At 34.7% G+C, this 16,871-nt stretch carries 13 protein-coding genes; all 13 read left to right on the top strand.

The window, feature by feature from the left end:
- Positions 1-21 precede the first annotated feature (21 nt).
- The 13 genes from CIGNP109_RS03550 to hemC all read left to right on the top strand — a co-directional run bounded on the left by CIGNP109_RS03550 (position 22) and on the right by hemC (position 16,814).
- The gene (locus CIGNP109_RS03550) at positions 22-1,563 is read left to right on the top strand and encodes an inorganic phosphate transporter (RefSeq protein ID WP_086228224.1); all 1,542 of its coding nucleotides are present in this window, start codon (positions 22-24) and stop codon (positions 1,561-1,563) included.
- A gap of 85 nt (positions 1,564-1,648) precedes the next feature.
- On the top strand, positions 1,649-4,423 hold the full coding sequence (locus CIGNP109_RS03555) for a flagellin N-terminal helical domain-containing protein (RefSeq protein WP_086228225.1): 2,775 nt from the start codon (positions 1,649-1,651) through the stop codon (positions 4,421-4,423).
- A 503-nt stretch (positions 4,424-4,926) separates the two neighbouring features.
- Positions 4,927-5,217, top strand: coding sequence for a YkgJ family cysteine cluster protein (locus CIGNP109_RS03560; RefSeq protein WP_086228226.1), 291 nt, complete (start codon positions 4,927-4,929; stop codon positions 5,215-5,217).
- A gap of 16 nt (positions 5,218-5,233) precedes the next feature.
- Positions 5,234-6,244 (top strand): hypothetical protein, encoded by a 1,011-nt coding sequence (locus CIGNP109_RS03565; protein WP_086228227.1) that lies wholly within the window; start codon positions 5,234-5,236, stop codon positions 6,242-6,244.
- 65 nt (positions 6,245-6,309) lie between these two features.
- A complete protein-coding gene (locus CIGNP109_RS03570) occupies positions 6,310-8,073 on the top strand; it encodes a hypothetical protein (RefSeq protein ID WP_086228228.1) in 1,764 nt (587 codons plus the stop codon).
- Positions 8,074-8,718: 645 nt separating this feature from the next.
- Entirely contained in the window at positions 8,719-10,947 is a 2,229-nt protein-coding gene (locus tag CIGNP109_RS03575; protein WP_086228229.1) for a DNA translocase FtsK, read from the top strand.
- A 9-nt stretch (positions 10,948-10,956) separates the two neighbouring features.
- Positions 10,957-11,217: a DUF2018 family protein gene (locus CIGNP109_RS03580; RefSeq protein ID WP_086226182.1), complete on the top strand. Its 261-nt coding sequence runs from the start codon at positions 10,957-10,959 to the stop codon at positions 11,215-11,217.
- Positions 11,210-11,638 carry a hypothetical protein gene (locus CIGNP109_RS03585; RefSeq protein ID WP_086228230.1) on the top strand — a complete coding sequence of 143 codons (429 nt, stop codon included), beginning with the start codon at positions 11,210-11,212 and terminating at the stop codon, positions 11,636-11,638. The genes CIGNP109_RS03580 and CIGNP109_RS03585 overlap by 8 nt, the downstream gene beginning before the upstream one ends.
- 8 nt (positions 11,639-11,646) lie before the next feature.
- Positions 11,647-12,525 carry a polyprenyl synthetase family protein gene (locus CIGNP109_RS03590; RefSeq protein ID WP_086228231.1) on the top strand — a complete coding sequence of 293 codons (879 nt, stop codon included), beginning with the start codon at positions 11,647-11,649 and terminating at the stop codon, positions 12,523-12,525.
- Positions 12,525-13,787 carry a glutamyl-tRNA reductase gene (gene hemA, locus CIGNP109_RS03595; RefSeq protein WP_086228232.1) on the top strand — a complete coding sequence of 421 codons (1,263 nt, stop codon included), beginning with the start codon at positions 12,525-12,527 and terminating at the stop codon, positions 13,785-13,787. The genes CIGNP109_RS03590 and hemA overlap by 1 nt, the downstream gene beginning before the upstream one ends.
- Entirely contained in the window at positions 13,788-15,491 is a 1,704-nt protein-coding gene (locus CIGNP109_RS03600; protein ID WP_086228233.1) for a proline--tRNA ligase, read from the top strand.
- Positions 15,488-15,916, top strand: a complete 429-nt coding sequence (locus CIGNP109_RS03605; RefSeq protein ID WP_086228234.1) for an FxsA family protein — start codon at positions 15,488-15,490, stop codon at positions 15,914-15,916. The genes CIGNP109_RS03600 and CIGNP109_RS03605 overlap by 4 nt, the downstream gene beginning before the upstream one ends.
- Positions 15,891-16,814 (top strand): hydroxymethylbilane synthase, encoded by a 924-nt coding sequence (hemC, locus tag CIGNP109_RS03610; RefSeq protein WP_180380009.1) that lies wholly within the window; start codon positions 15,891-15,893, stop codon positions 16,812-16,814. The genes CIGNP109_RS03605 and hemC overlap by 26 nt, the downstream gene beginning before the upstream one ends.
- The last annotated feature ends 57 nt before the right edge of the window (positions 16,815-16,871 follow it).

A 16,871-nucleotide genomic window follows, 5' to 3' on the forward strand; every position in this document is an offset into this window, starting at 1 on the left:
GAAATTTTTTGGAGGTATTGCTTGGGTAGGGACAATTTATTTTTTACTTCAGTTTTTATCATTTCTTTAGTTGTCTTTTTTATATGGGGATATGGATATATATCGAGTCATCATTTAATCTTTTTTATTTTAGCTAGTGTTTTTGGCATATTTATGGCCTTTAATATTGGCGGTAATGATGTTGCTAATGCATTTGGTACAAGCGTGGGAGCTAAGACTCTTACTATTAAACAAGCGCTAATAATCGCAGCTGTATTTGAGCTAAGTGGCGCTGTATTTGCTGGAGCTGAAGTTACAAATACTATTAGAAGTGGTATTGTCATACTACCAAATAACGGTGATATCAATCCTATGATTTTTGCTGCTGTTATGCTCTCAGCTCTTATGAGTTCTGGAATTTGGCTATTTGTAGCGACTAAAAAGGGCTTGCCAGTATCTACTACTCACTCTATCGTTGGTGGTATCGTAGGGTCTGGCCTTATGATGGGGTATTTATACTATGATAATGGCAATACCTTAGATATGGTTAAATGGAGTTCTATTGGTAGTATTGCTCTTAGCTGGGTTTTATCTCCGCTAATGGGTGGAGTTATTGCTTATATCGTTTATGGTTATATCAAAACTAAAATTATAACTCCAAGTATGGATCTACATACTCAGATTAAAGCGATAAAAGCACAAAAAAGAGCATTTAAAGAAAATTATATAAACGAGCTTTCTAGCAAGAGCCAGTCGCAACAAATTCAAGAGCTTAAAGCTATTGCCATGAGTTATGATGAAAAAATCATAGGCAGTGGTCCTTTTAGAGATAAGATTAGAGAGTTTAAAGGACAAGAAAAACTAATTGATACAATGAAATATATGAGACTTCATATCCCGATTTTAGCAGCAGTTGCAGCGATGATTATCTCATCTACATTGCTATTTAAAGGGTTAAAGCATATGAACTTAAACTTTAGCACAATTGAGACTATATGGATTTTATGTGTTATTGGTACAGTTGCATATTTGCTTAGTTTCTCGATTATTAATATGATGAAAAGAGATAATCCGCAAAAAGGGATTAATAGAATCTTTGGTTGGTTTCAGATATTTACTGCTTCGTCTTTTGCGTTTTCTCACGGTGCAAATGATATCGCTAATGCCGTTGGGCCATTTGCTGCGATTTTAGATGTGTTAAAAAGTGGCGCTATTAATAGCACCACAGTGATTCCTACAGTAGCTATGGTTACATTTGGCGTAGCACTTGTTGTTGGGTTATGGTTTTTAGGTAAAGAGGTGATAACTACTGTTGGGAGTAAGCTTACAGAGATTTTGCCTACAACTGGATTTAGTGCGGAGTTATCAGCAAGTATAGTTATATTAATCGCTACAAAAATGGGATTACCTATTAGCTCTACTCATGTTTTGATAGGAGCGGTACTTGGTATTGGATTATATAATCGCAATGCCAACTGGGGAATGTTAAAGCCAATTGGTCTAGCATGGGTAATTACTTTACCAATAGCAATGATAGGCTCTGCTATTGGATTTGTAATAGTAGTAAATGTACTAGGATTATGATAATTTAGCAGGGATTTTCTACTAAATTTGCTGGTTTGGGAATGATATTTGCTTGTAAAATTCCTAAATTTTTAGGAGAGTGCAAATGCGTATAACCAACCAGCTTATGAATTTCAATAATGTCTATAACTACCAAAAGAACTCCAACTCACTATATAAGTCTCATCAGGCTTTTAGTACAGGGTTAAAAATCAATTACGCTTATGAAGGTAGCGGTATCTATGTCGATGCTGCTAGGCTGGAGTATGAGAGTAATCTACTCAAACAAGTAGAATCTACAACACTAAAGGCTACTGAATTTTCAAAAAATAGCGATAAGGCGTTAAATGATTTTGTGCTAAAGCTAACTGAATTTAAAACCAAACTAATCCAAGCAGCTAATGATATTCACGATGTAACTTCTCGTAATGCTATTGCTAATGACCTAGAAGGTATCAAGCAAAATCTAATCGATATAGCTAATACTACCATAAATGGCCAGTATCTATTCTCAGGAACTGCGCTAGATACTATGCCAATTGATGATTTAGGCAACTATAATGGTAATGCTGAGAGTATAAAAGCAGTAATTGGCACTAATCAAACTTCTAACTACAATATCAACGGTCAATCTCTATTTCTAGGCTCGGATAATGATTATAAAAAGGTTATAACGACAAATGTGAATTTGGTTAATAATTATAATAAATTTGCTAATCCTGATGAGCCAATCAAATATGTTGGGCTTGGAGATGATTTAAGAGATTTAATAGGTACTAATTATCGTAGCGAAGAATTTAATAAAGCTAATCCGCCAAAAGAGGATGATTTTACAAAAGATGCAGTAAAAGATCAACCAACTACATTTTTCCTACAAGGTAGAAAACCAGATGGCTCTACATTTTCTACTAAGGTAACTATGACCCCAGACTCATCTATCCAAAGCCTACTAGATAATATCGGCTACGCTCTAGGCAATGATAAAGAAGGCAAAAATCCACTAGTTCAAGTAACTCTAAATAATAGCGGCCAAATCGAGATAACTGATATTAGAAATGGTAATCAGATGATGGAGCTTCATCTATTTGGCCTTACTCCGCAACAATCAACTGAGAAGTATAAGATTGGTGAATATGAGATTAATATTGACCCTCAAACATCTGGTAATTATAAAATAACAACTACAAAAGACGCTAATGGCAATATAACTGAAATTACAGCAGTAAGCAATAATAACAATCAAACATATACAATTAATTTAAGTAATACTAACCAACTTCAAGTTAATAATCAAGTTGTACAAAATATCGGTAATCCACCATTTACACTAGATTTAAACGATCTTGGCAATAATGGTATAGATGCAACTGATTTTACTGCATTTAATCCAAATAATGCTGATCAAGTTCGTGAAATGTCTAGCACCAAAGTTCGTGATAAAGATGGTTCATGGGTTGATGTAAGCGACTTAACCGATTTAGAAACTATCGAAGAAAATATCAAAAATGGCAAAGTATATTTAACTGAATTTATCAAAAGCGACTTTAAAGACACTCTAGGGGTTAAAAACGATGCTACTGACTATAACAAGCTACAGTTTGCCCAAAAAGATAATATCCTAACTGGTTCAGTCTCTCAAGTAGTCAAGGGTAAAAATACATTTGCTACTGATGCTACTAAGCTAAAAGATGTAGCTGGTGCTGGACTGCAAGATAACCCTGATAGCAATATGACTATGCATATCAAATCTAAAAATGGTAAATATTATCAAGTTAAGATAGATTTTAGCGATCCGCTCTCAGCTAGTGTTCCTAAAGCCACGCAACTCACCATCACTGAAACCAACGCAGATGGAACGCCGATAATTCCGCCAGGTGGATTCACACCAGTCCCAGTCTATCAAGGCAATATAATGCTAGGCAAGTATAATGAAGCTACTAAAACCACAGATGGGGTTGTAACTCAAGCTGATGATATAAGTTACAAACAATTAAATGATATAGTAGCTATGGTAGCAGCAGGTAACTTACCAGATGATAGAGTTGGTAACACGGTAGCAAAAAATTTAAGTGATCAAAATTTATTTCCAAATGTGGCAATTAATACTGCTAATGATCTTAAAACGAGATTAAAAACCAATGTTAATGACCCTGCTACAGAAGCTATAATAGATCAAGCAGTAGATGCGGCTGGGCTTACTTTTCCAGTAACTAACAAACAAGAAGCCCTAGGCAAGATAAAAGATCTTATAATCAATAACACAGATTATGCTACAGCTAGATTTGAAGCTTATAATAAAGCTGTAGATGCAGCCACTGCTAGTGTCAATGTAGAGCTAAATTATAAAGGTCAAATGCAAATCACAGACAAAAGCGCAACCGTATCAAATATAGAAATATCTATTTTTGAGACTTTTAGTGCTGATAAACCTGAATTTGGTAAAGAGGCTAACTCTACAGTCGCAGGGTCGCTATTTAATTTTAATGCTAATAATATGATTAGCATAGATGAGCCAAGTGTGGATATTTTTAAAGATTTAGATGCTATGATAGCAGCTGTAAGAGATGGTAGCTATAGAGGCAATCCAGATGGTACTAACGCTCGTACTACTGGAATCCAAGGCGCTCTAAAGAGAATTGACCATATCCAAGACCATGTAAATAAACTCCACACGCAGATTGGTTCATATACTAATGTATTAGAGAGTTCTAGCTCACGAGCTAGTATGTTATATGTTAATGTGGAGAGTATTAAAAATGATGTTATTGGTGCTGATTTGGGTGAGAGTATGCTAATTTATAAACAGTATCTAACACAGTTTGAAGCAATGCTACAAACTTCATCAATGATTAGTAAAATTAGCCTACTTAATTATATGTAAGATTGCTTATTGTATGGACTTCATTTTAATTAAACTTTTCTAAAGTTTATCACAAAGCTGGACTTAGCTCCGTCTTGCGAAGTTAAAATTTATTTTTAAGTGGGAAGGGGGACGCTTTTTGGCAGATGAGTAGTGCAATAGTCAAACGATACTAACTATCGTTCGACGGTGCTACGAAACATAAGAGCGAAGCTACCTTGCCCTTCCAACTTAACTTACACTCTAAATTTTCGCCGTAAAACAACCATTTAGGTTATTTTACTTTTGCGAAAATTTTGTAAAAGCCTTTCTAGGTGCTGAGCTTTCGCTCAGATTTAATAAAACAAATTTAAATCAATCCAAGCTTGTAAATTATACTATCTAGCATTTGATAGTAATTGTTTGTTTATATTCTTTTTAAATTTAATAGCTTTAAATTTGCTATTTTTTTAAAAATTTATTAGATATTTAGGTGGGGGGGGGGTAAAATGTATAAAACGAATGGAGGTGTTATTTTTTAAAATATGAATTTTCCTTGTAGCGTTTGTGGGGCTTGTTGTAGGCATATTTCAAATATTCCAGAGCTTAGGAGCTTTGATCTTGGCAATGGGGTATGTAAAGAGCTAGATCCTAAGAGCAATAAGTGTAAAATCTATGATAATAGACCACTAGTTTGTCGTATTGATGAAATGTATAGTTTTTTTAGTGCCATTTGGAGTAAAGAGAAGTTTTATTCCATTAATGCTAAGGCTTGTAATGAATTACAAATACTTGAAAACATTGATGAGAATTGCAGAATAAAAGAAGAATTTTAAATTTTAAGGAGATAAAATGCCATTACCATTAATACCGCTAGTAGCTGGCGGGCTAGTAGCTTCAGCTTTAGGATATGGAGCAAAAAAAGGTTATGATGCCTATAAAGATAGCAATGAAGCAAGCGAAAAAAGAGATGAAGGAGAACAAATATATTCTGATGCTGTTGATGCCTTTAAACCTATTCAAGATAAAACAGATAAAGCATTTGAGCAACTCGGAAAAGAGAAGCAAAGAGTCCTTAATGGGTCTTTAGAGCGCTTTGCAAAACTAATTGCTAGACTGGAAGTTGCCAACGATGATTATACTTTAGAAATCAATGGCAAAGATATTGAGCTTGCTAAAATCGGCGATAGTGTGTTTGAACTAACTTCTATGTTGGGTGGTGCGATTGCTGCTGGTGGTGCTGGTGCTTTGGCTGGACTTGGTGCTTTTGGTAGTGTGGGATTATTAGGTGCTGCTAGTACTGGAACTGCTATTAGCTCACTTACTGGAGTAGCGGCTACAAATGCTACTCTTGCGTGGTTTGGTGGCGGTGCTTTAAGTGCTGGTGGTCTTGGAATGGCTGGTGGAACTCTTGTGATTAGTGGAATTGTTGCTGCTCCTGTTATTGCTGTTGCCGCTGCAATTTTTGCCTATAAAGCAGAAACAGCAAAAGAAAATGCAAGAGCATTTAAAATGTACTGCAAACAAGCAGCTGAGGCTTTAAACGCGCAACAGCCACTACTAAAAAAGCTGTGTTATAAAGGTGAAGAGAAACGCAGAAGTCTTATTAAAATGGACTTAGAGTTTAGCGAACTGCTTGATCAAGTTGAAAAAATAGCTGATAATAAAGGCAATAATCTAGCAAACTGGAGTAGTGATGAGCAAGACAAACTTCATGTAATGGTAAATACAGCTGAGAGTGTAATAGCTATCATCAATGAGCCTATACTAAACGATAATGACGAACTAACCAAAAATCTCATAGCTTTACAAGAAAAACATGCTGAAATTCTAAGAAAAATAGAAGCTAAGTATGAAAAATAAGTAATTAAAATTTAGATCTCCATCTTTATTATATAGGATGGAGGTCTATTTAAAAAAGGAAAATTATGATACAAAGAGCAAGAGCAAAAACTATTAGCGATGAAATAATAGAAGAAATTGGTAATCAAACTCTAGCTAGATTTGGAATTAATATTTTTAGCCTAAATACTTATGCTGGATATGGAGCTGCTGTAGATGCACAAAGAAGCATTGAAGCTACTGCTAAAATTCATGCCAATAATGATAAAAGTTATGGGCATAATTTTGAAGAATTAGTAGTTAGTGAAATAAATATAAACAATGCTCTACATACTGATGGTGGCGCATATGGCGTTTATCTTGATGAAAATATCAAAAAAGGCGATAGAGCAGTTCGCACAGATATGCTAGCATATATTACACAAGCGCAAAATGGAGAGCTGCAAAAAGCTATTGATGATTTATTAGCAAGACAAAAAAATCTTGATGCGTTGTTGGCTCAGGGCTACACTACTGATAGCAAAGAAGTAAAAGACGCAACTAGCAAACTAAAAGTATCTCAAAACGCAAAGATAAAACTTGATTTAGTTAATAAAACATATACAAAAGATGAGCAAAAGGCTATTCTAAAAGAGCTTGGCATACAAAATAGCGCTAATGATGAGCTAACTGATATAAAAGTATTTGAAAATGGCGAGTTAAAGGTGAATGGACAATTAAAGGCAGTTCAAATAAGAGATAATAGTGATTTAAAAAAGCTTTACGGTGAGAATAATAAATACTTAAATGAAGATGTAAAAATAATAATTACAAAAGATCAATATCAAAAAGCAGAAGAGCTTTTAGACAACATAATAAAAAATGAAAAAGATCCAGTAAAAAGAGAAAATGCTAAAAAATTACTAGCAAAATTAGAGTCTAGTAAATATACGATAGATGATAGTAAAAATGGCGTTAAAATCTCTAATTGGAATACCGTAAAAATGGGGGCGAAGCATGTAGCCTTAACCGGACTTAGTGAGGCTGCCGTGATGGCTCTTAGCATTATAGCTAGTGGAGTTGTGTGGGAGATAAAAGATATGTGTTTTGGAGATACATCTACACCTCTTAAAGTAAGAGTAAAAAGGCTTTGGGATGAAATAGTAAAAAATTTTAAAAACCTAGCTCATGCTTTTAGTAAGGGTGGCACTTTTGCTATTGTAGATATGATAGTAAAACATATTAGCGCTGAATTGCGTGCTATTTGGACTAAGCTAAGAAGCTTTGTTAAGCAAATATTTAACTCTATTCATGATTATATCACAGGCAAAATAAAAAGTTTTAGAGAGATGTTATCTATGATTTTAAAAGGGCTTATGTCTGCTTTATGGGTTACTGCATCTGTTTTTATCTCAAAGCAACTAGAAATCTACCTAGAGCCTATAATGCCTGGTTTTGCCAACATTGTAGCTGGAGCATTAACTATAGTAATATCTGCTTTTGCGATAGTGCTTAGTAGCAAGGCTATTGATATGGCACTTGATACTATATTTGCAGTGATTGCTGAAAGGGATATGGCAAAGCAAAGAGCAGATGAGATAGCAGAGCTTGTAGCTTCTAATTTACCAGCTTTGATTGCTGAAAGAGAAAGCTTAGAACTAGCAGTAGAACAAGCTCATATTAAGCGAATGATGTCGCTAGACTCAGCATTTAGCGATTATGCCAATGCTAAGTTTGGTGGGGAATTTTCTGCTATTTTTACATCGCTTGATAATATTTGCAAGCTACACGGCACAGAGCTAAAAATAAGAACAAAAGAAGATTTAAAAACTTTTGTAAATAGTGGAGATGGAAAGCTTTATTATAGATAATACTTTTTATTAGATTATTTAAGTGGGTTGTTAAGGGGAAGTGTAAGGTAGCTTCGCTCTTATTTTTCGTAGTGCCGTTAAATGATGGCTATCCATCATTTAACTATCACGCTACTCATCTGCCAAAAAGTGTCCCACTTCCCACTTAAAAAGAAAATTAATATAGATTGTTTTTATTTTTTAAGACTAGATTAGGCTTAGAATAAAATCAAAAAAAGGTTTAATACTTCAAATTTTCGCCGTAAAATAACCATTAGCGAAGCTACTTTTCCATTCTTTACTTTTTTACATTCTAAATTTATAATAAAAATTTTTAGAAAATTTAAATTTTTCTTTTTTAAGGGGGAAGGGGAACGCTTTTTTGACAGTCGCTACCCCTTCTCCCCCCCCCCTTTTTTTTAACAACCCCCAACCCCTTAAAAAAGCCTTCTAATGGGTGGCTTACGCCACGGATTTTAATAAGGGTCACCCTACAAAGTAGGGACTTCAGGTGGGTCAAGGGAGCGTAGCTCCCTGTCGCAAAGACTAGCTTGGCTAGTCTGCGAAGTAAAAAATTATATATAATACTACTTAAACTACATATAACCATAATTTTGCTATAATCTGCAGATTTTTATTAAGGAATTTGCGATTTTACGAGAGATTTTGCTGGTTGTAGCTATCTGTGTGCTTGTATATCTTGGTGTGGCAACTATCGTTCCGCATGCTTCATTTGTGGGGAGTTATGGTGGCGCTTTAGGCTGGTATAATGCAAGACTATTTGGCTATGCGTCATATTTTTACCCATTTATTTTGTTATATCCTGTTTATAATTTATATAAATCTTATACGAAATTTAGCCTAAAAATAGCTGGAAATATCATTGGATCGCTGATGTTATTTTATGCTTTTTTATTGCTTTGTGCGATGTTTAATCCTATAGCTGGCGGCATAGTTGGTGGATTTAGCTATGAGGCGCTTGGGAGTGTGATTGGTAGTATTGGGACATTTATTTTTATTTTAATGATATTTTTTATTGGATTTGGGCTTAGCTTTGATGATAGGCTCGATGTAATGATAAAAAAGGCATTTGTAGTTAAATCTATATCTAAATTTAGCCCAAATTCAGCCTTAGAATCTAATATTAAAGATGACGAGATATCTCAGTTTCAAGAGGTAAAATTTAACAATAATAATCTAGAAGTAGCTAAATCACAAAGCGCTACACCTGAGCCTAAAGTATCAAAATCTAGAAAAAAATCCCAACAAAAAGAGCTTGATGAAGTAGAGATAGATAATGTAGATGAAGTTGATAGATTTAGCGAATTTAATATAGATGATGAGCAAAACCAAATTCCAAGCGAGATTGCTCAAGATACTGATATATCTTTGTTAAAAGAGCCAAAATCAACATCAAGTGGCGCTATAATCCTTAATGAAGTAGCTGAAAATAAACAGCTTTTAAGCCAAATTGAGACAGGCAAAATAGAAAAGCCAAAGGATTTTATGTTGCCAAGTTTGGATTTTTTAAAGGATCCACCAAAACGTAGTAAGGCTATAAATGAGGTTGAAATAGATCAAAAAATTGCTGATTTGCTAGATAAATTAAGGCGTTTTAAAATCGATGGCGATGTAGTAAGAACCTATTCTGGTCCAGTGGTTACGACATTTGAGTTTAAACCAGCAGCCCATGTAAAAGTAAGCAAAATCCTAACTCTTCAAGATGATTTAGCTATGGCGTTAAAGGCTCAAACTATTAGAATTCAAGCCCCAATCCCTGGTAAAGATGTAGTTGGGATAGAGATTCCAAATAAAAATATAGAGACTATATATCTAAAAGAGATATTACAAAGCGATATCTATAAAAATGCCAAAAGCGAGCTTACCTTAGCACTTGGTAAAGATATCGTAGGCGATCCATTTATAACTGACCTTAAAAAATTACCACACCTTTTAATCGCTGGAACCACAGGAAGTGGTAAAAGCGTCGGGATAAATGCGATGGTTTTGAGCCTTTTGTATCGTAATTCACCTAAAACTCTGCGCCTTATAATGATAGATCCTAAGATGCTTGAGTTTAGTATGTATAATGATATTCCCCATCTACTAACTCCAGTTATAACTGAACCTAAAAAGGCGATTGCTGTACTAGCAAATTTAGTTGCTGAAATGGAGCGTAGATATAGGATAATGAGCCAAACTCGCACAAAAAATATAGAGAGCTACAATGAAAAGATGAAAAAAGAAGGCGGTGAAACCTTGCCTTTTATAGTAGTTATCATAGATGAGTTAGCTGATCTTATGATGACAAGTGGCAAGGATGTGGAGTTTCATATCGGTCGCTTAGCTCAAATGGCTAGAGCTAGCGGAATTCATCTAATAGTAGCAACACAACGCCCAAGTGTAGATGTAGTAACTGGGCTTATAAAGGCGAATTTACCAAGTCGCATAAGCTATAGAGTAGGGCAAAAAATCGATAGCAAGGTTATCTTAGATCAGATGGGAGCAGAGAGTTTGCTAGGGCGTGGAGATATGCTCTTTACACCACCTGGAAGTCCTGGAGTAGTCAGGCTACATGCGCCATTTGCTAGTGAAGAGGAGATTGATCATATAGCTGAGTTTTTAAAAGCTCAAGAGAGTGTTGTGTATCAAGAGAGCTTTTTAAAAGATGATAATGCTAGTAATAGCAGTATCGGAGAATTTAGCGGTGAAATAGATGAGCTTTATGATGAGGCTAAGGAGATAGTCTTAAGCGAAGAAAAAACATCTATAAGCTATTTACAAAGACGATTAAAAGTAGGCTATAATAGAGCTGCAAGCATAATAGAACAGCTTGAACAAAATGGCGTATTAACTCCGCCAAATTCAAAAGGTCAACGAGATATAATAAGATAGGAGAGTATAATGATATTTGATGATATTTTTGGTGGTCAGCCTAAGGATAAATTTTTTGATATTGTCTATAATGCTAATCGAAATATAGTAGAAAATGAGCTTGAAATTTTATTTAGTGAGCTTGTAGCATTAAGGGAGCTGGCTGAGAGTAGTGGTATTACACAAGTTCAAATAGATAGCTTTAAGGCGTTAAATCCAGATGCTATGGAGAGCGGACTAAATGATATATATATAGATATTACAGGGAAAATATTAACACAAAATGAGTAGATTAACTCTTTGGCTTTTGCCATTTTTTTGTTTTGGGTTGCTATATGGTGTAGCTCCAAAATGGACACACCAGAAGGAATTTATCCTTAAAAAAGATGAGAAAGCTAAGATTATATTTTTTGAAAGGCGCCATCAGATAAAAGACGAATTTGAGTTTTCATGGACGCTTTATGATAATACAAATTTAGTAGTTCATACTAAATTTAGAAAATATCCACGCCAGATTGTCTTAAGTCTTAGGCGAGGATTAGAGATGTATCGTCAGCCGATTTTGGCATTTATCAAAAACCCACTTGTAGATAATGTGGATTTATATCTAGTCTTTAAAGAGTATAGACATTATGATGGCAGTGTAGTATTTGACGCATTGATAATGGATCAAAGTGCTAGAGTTGAGATAGAGTATATACCAGATAGATAGGAAGTTTTATGGTTGATAAGATTTTATATGAGTTTGTCAAGGAGTGTGGTTATAACAGAGCTCTTGAGATGTTTAATAATATTAGTAGCGGCAAAAAGCTACGAAGCAAGCTAATTTTAAAGATAGCTGGTCAAAATGAGACTTCGCTTAGGCTATGTGCGGTAATAGAGCTTATACATTTAGCAAGCTTACTACATGATGATGTCATAGATGATTCTACTATTAGGCGTGGTAAGCCTAGTATAAATGCACTTTTTGGTTCTAAGAACGCAATAATGCTAGGTGATATCTTATACTCTAAGGGCTTTTATGAGATTGTAAGCTTAAATTCGCAAATTGCTAAAATTATATCTAAAGCAGTTCTTGATCTAAGCATTGGTGAGATGATGGATGTAGATATGGGTAGTAAATTTAGTCCAAATTTAGATGAATATCTAAAAATGATAGAGCTTAAAACGGCAGTTTTGATAGAAGCAGCAGCAAGGAGTGCGGCTATAATCGCCAAATTAGATGAGAGTGCGTATTCTATATATGGTAAAAATTTAGGCTTAGCGTTTCAGATAGTTGATGATATTTTAGATATTGTATCAGATGAGAATAAACTTGGCAAACCAGCCTTTAACGACTATAAAGAGGGTAAAACTACTCTTCCATATATTCTTTTATATAATGCTTTAAGCACAGATGACAAAGAGATATTAAAAGGCCTTTGGGGTAAAGATCTAGATGATAAAGAGATTAGATGGATTAAGGATAAATTTAGCGAATTTAACATAGTTGAAAAATCCAAAGAATTTGCCAAAGAGCTTGGCTATAAAGCCATATCATCAGTGAGCGATGAGAGTCTAAGAGAGATAGTATCAAGTATGATAGATAGGGAGTTTTAATGCACTATATAAGTATTAGCTTTACGCATAAAAATACAGATATCAGTATTAGAGAGAAGCTATCTTTAAGTGATGAGAGTCGTAAAAAGGAGATTTTGCGCCTATTGAGTGCTAATGAAAATATAATTGAATCTATGATTCTTAGCACTTGTAATAGAGTTGAGGTTTTTGCTTATGTATCTAAAATAAATGAGTGTGTTAGGCATATTTTAAACTCAATATCTATTTTAACCCTTGTGCCATATGAGGCTTTGGAGCTTAGGGCTGATATATATGAAGATGATGGTGCTATCCACCATCTATTTGCCGTGGCTAGCTCACTTGATAGCCTTGTAATTGGCGAGACGCAGATAGCAGGTCAGTTAAAAGAGGCTTTTAAATTTGCTTATGATAATGGAAATTGCGGTGATAATATCAGCTATGCTATACATTTTGCTTTTAAATGCGCTTCTAAAATTAGAGCCGCAACTACAATTAGTAAAAATCCCGTATCAGTCTCAAGTGTAGCAGTAGCAAAAGCCAAAGAGATATATGGCAATCTAGGTGGAATGAGCGCTGTGGTAGTAGGTGCTGGTCAGATGAGTGCCTTAGCATGTAAGCATCTTATTAACTCTAAGGTTAATGTAATTATAGTAAATAGAGATCAAAATAGAGCTGCTCAGCTACAAAATGAGTTAGGCGAGCTAGCTAGTATTGCACCGTGGGAGCGTCTTGGTGAGTTGATAAATAGATATCAGTTAATCTTTAGTGCTACTGGTGCTAATGTGCCTGTTATCACTGATGAGATTATAGAGATGGTGGAGTTTAATCGATATTTTTTTGATATTGCTGTGCCTAGAGATATTGATATTAGCTACTATGATAATATAAGCGTTTATGCAGTTGATGATTTAGAAAGTATAGTAAAAAGTAATTTAAATTTGCGTGAGGAACAAGCTGGCGTAGCATATGCAATAGTAGGAGAGATGACAGCTGAGTTTTTCAAGTGGCGTTCATCACAAAATAGCACGCCAGCTATAAAAGCCCTTAGATTTAAAGCTAAGAATATAGCTGAATTAGAGATAGAAAAAGCGATTAAAAAAGGCTATATCAAACGCTGTGATGAAAATGAGGCTAGAAAGCTAGTTCATCAAGTTTTCAAGGCATTTTTACACACGCCAACTATGCGTTTAAAAGATAAAAATAGCGATGAGGTACTTGGTGTGCTTGAGTATCTATTTGATATTAAAATTGATAAAATAGAATTAAAAGAGGAAGAGTAGATGAAATTTACCAAATTATATATCCCAACACTAAAAGAGGCGCCAAAAGACGCAACCTTGCCTAGCCATCAGTTTTTGCTTAGGGCAGGATTTATCCAACAAACTGGTAGTGGGCTTTATAACTTCTTACCACTTGGCAAAAGGGTTTTAAGAAAGATAGAAAATATCATTAGAGATGAGATGGATAGAGCCGGAGCAAATGAAGTATCTATGAGCTTTGTCGTGCCTAGTGAATTATGGAAGCAAAGTGGGAGATTTTTTAAATTTGGAAGTGAGCTTTTAAGATTAAATGATAGAAAAGGCAATGACTTTATCCTAGGGCCAACGCATGAAGAGAGCGTGGTGGATATGGTGCGTGGAAGGGTAAATAGCTATAAGCAACTACCTTTGAATTTATATCAAATTGGATTAAAATTTAGAGATGAGGCTAGGCCTAGATTTGGGCTTTTGAGATGTCGTGAGTTTATAATGAAAGATAGCTATAGTTTTCATTCTAGCTATGAAGATTTAAAGCGTGAGTTTGACTTGATGCAAGAGACTTATAGCAAGATTTTTACTAGACTTGGACTAAATTTTAGATGCGTTGAAGCTGATAGTGGTGCTATAGGTGGAAGTGGAAGTAAAGAATTTATGGTACTAGCTGATAATGGCGAAGATGATATTTTAATCAGTGATAGTTCAGATTACGCTGCAAATATTGAAGCTGCTAAAAGGGCTAAACGCACTTGTAGTGCAGAACGCCCACAAAGCAATGGAATGCTTAAATTTCATACGCCTAATTGTAGCACTATCGCAAGTGTGAGTGAGTTTTTTAAAGTTGATCCATTTTATACTATTAAGGCTGTTATTAAAAAGGCTATATATGAAGATAGAAGCGAAGTTGTGATATTTTTCTTAAGGGGAGATGATGAACTTCAAGAGACAAAAGCACTAAATGCTTGTGGTGCATTAGAGCTATGTGATGCTAATATAGATGAGATTGAAAATGCTGGATTAGTAGCTGGATATTGTGGGCCAATCGGGCTACCTGAGGGGGTGAATTTCTATATTGATAGTGAGCTTGATGGCGAATATGAGATGATTTGTGGAGCAAATCAAAAAGATTATCACGCTATTGGCGTAAGCATTATAAATTTCAATAAAGATAGATTTAAAGATTTAGTAGCCATCAAAGATGGGGATAAAGCCCTTGATGGTGGGAGATTGAGCCTTACAAAAGGGATTGAAGTCGGCCATATATTTCAATTAGGCGATAGGTATTCAGCGGCGATGAATGCTACATTTTTAGATGAAAATGGCAAGGCAAAGCCGTTTATAATGGGATGTTATGGTATCGGTGTGAGTAGATTAGAAGCTGTGATTATAGAGTCTAGCCACGATGATAAGGGATGTGTATGGAAAAAAGAGTGCGCTCCATTTAGCGTCCATATCATAGTATCAAATTTCAAAGATGAAGCTCAGGCTAAATTTGCTTTAGAATTAGAAAGCAGACTTGAGAGCTTTGGAATTGAGGTGTTATTAGATGATAGAGATGAGAGGTTTGGTGTAAAGATGGCCGATTTTGAGCTGATTGGAAATCCATTTGGTGTAGTAGTAGGCAAAGGACTAGCTAATGCAGAAGTAGAATTGATAATCAGAGATGGTTTAATAAAAGAAAAAGTTGCTTCTAGCGAAATTTTAGGCAAATTAAAAGAGCTTGTATGATTAGAATTTCATTGCTACCATATATCTTTTTAGAGATAGTATTGGTTGTTTTATATGTATTAGAATTTGGATTTTTTAGTCTATTTAGTGAGATTTTTCTTAGTGCATTACTTGGCGTAATTTTAATACTAAATTATGGATTTGCTAATTTATTTCAAAATATAAACTACTTTAATATCAAAGATATTTTTGGTAGTTTAGGGCTTGCTATTGGCGGATTGGCCCTTATAATTCCTGGGATGTTAAGCGATATTTTTGGGATAATTGTGATCGGAGTTACTTTAGCTTTAAAAATTTATTCTAAATTTAGTACTCCTAGGTATCAAAATAATCAAAATAAATGTCGTCAAACCAATCATAATGATGATATAATAGATGTAGAGATTATAGAGGAGAGGGATTATGAATATAAGAATCGCAAGTAGAAATAGCGCCTTAGCACTTTGGCAGACATATCATATTAGAGATCTTTTAGAGGCTCGTGGTCATAATATAGAGATTATTACTATGAAGACTAAAGGCGATGTTATTTTAGATACTCCATTAGCTAAGATTGGCGGTAAGGGTTTATTTACCAAAGAGCTTGAGAATGCGATGCTTGATGGAAGGGCTGATATTGCTGTGCATAGTTTAAAAGATGTACCAACTACATTTCCAGATGGGTTAAAATTAGCCTGTGTTTGTAGTAGAGAAGATATAAATGATGCTATGCTAAGTATGAATTTTAAAAGCTTTGATGAGCTTCCAAATGGTGCAAGAGTTGGAACAACATCTTTGCGTAGAAGAATGCAACTTCTAGCTCTTAGACCTGATTTAGAGATTATCTCGCTTCGTGGAAATGTAAACTCAAGAATTGCTAAGCTTAAAGATGGTGAATTTGATGCTATTATACTTGCTATGGCTGGAATTAATCGTCTTGAACTCCATAAAGAGGTAAATTATGTATCTTTGCTTAATACTATTGCAGCAATGGGGCAAGGAGCTTTGGGTATTGAAGCAGTAGATAGGGCTGATATTTTAGAGGTGATTGAGTTTTTAAATGATGAAAAGAGCGTTATAGAAACTACTATTGAGAGAGCATTTGTCCATAAATTAAATGGTGGATGTCAAGCCCCAATTGGAGTAAGTGCAAGATTAGATGGTGATAAAATTTTCGTTAGAGCAATTTTAGGTACTCCAGATGGTAAAGAAATATTAAAAGATGAAAGAGTCTTTAATAAGGCTGAATATAAAGAAGCTGGAGAAATTTTAGCTGATGAGTTTATAAATAAAGGAGCTAAGGAGATTTTGGCTAGGGCTGAAGAGATAGCAAGTCAAATTTGAGTAATAAAATAATTTTATTTTAAGGAAAAATTATTTTAAAAATGTTTATTTATATTC

The organism is Campylobacter sp. P0109, from assembly GCF_002138755.1.
GTDB classification, from domain to species: domain Bacteria; phylum Campylobacterota; class Campylobacteria; order Campylobacterales; family Campylobacteraceae; genus Campylobacter; species Campylobacter devanensis.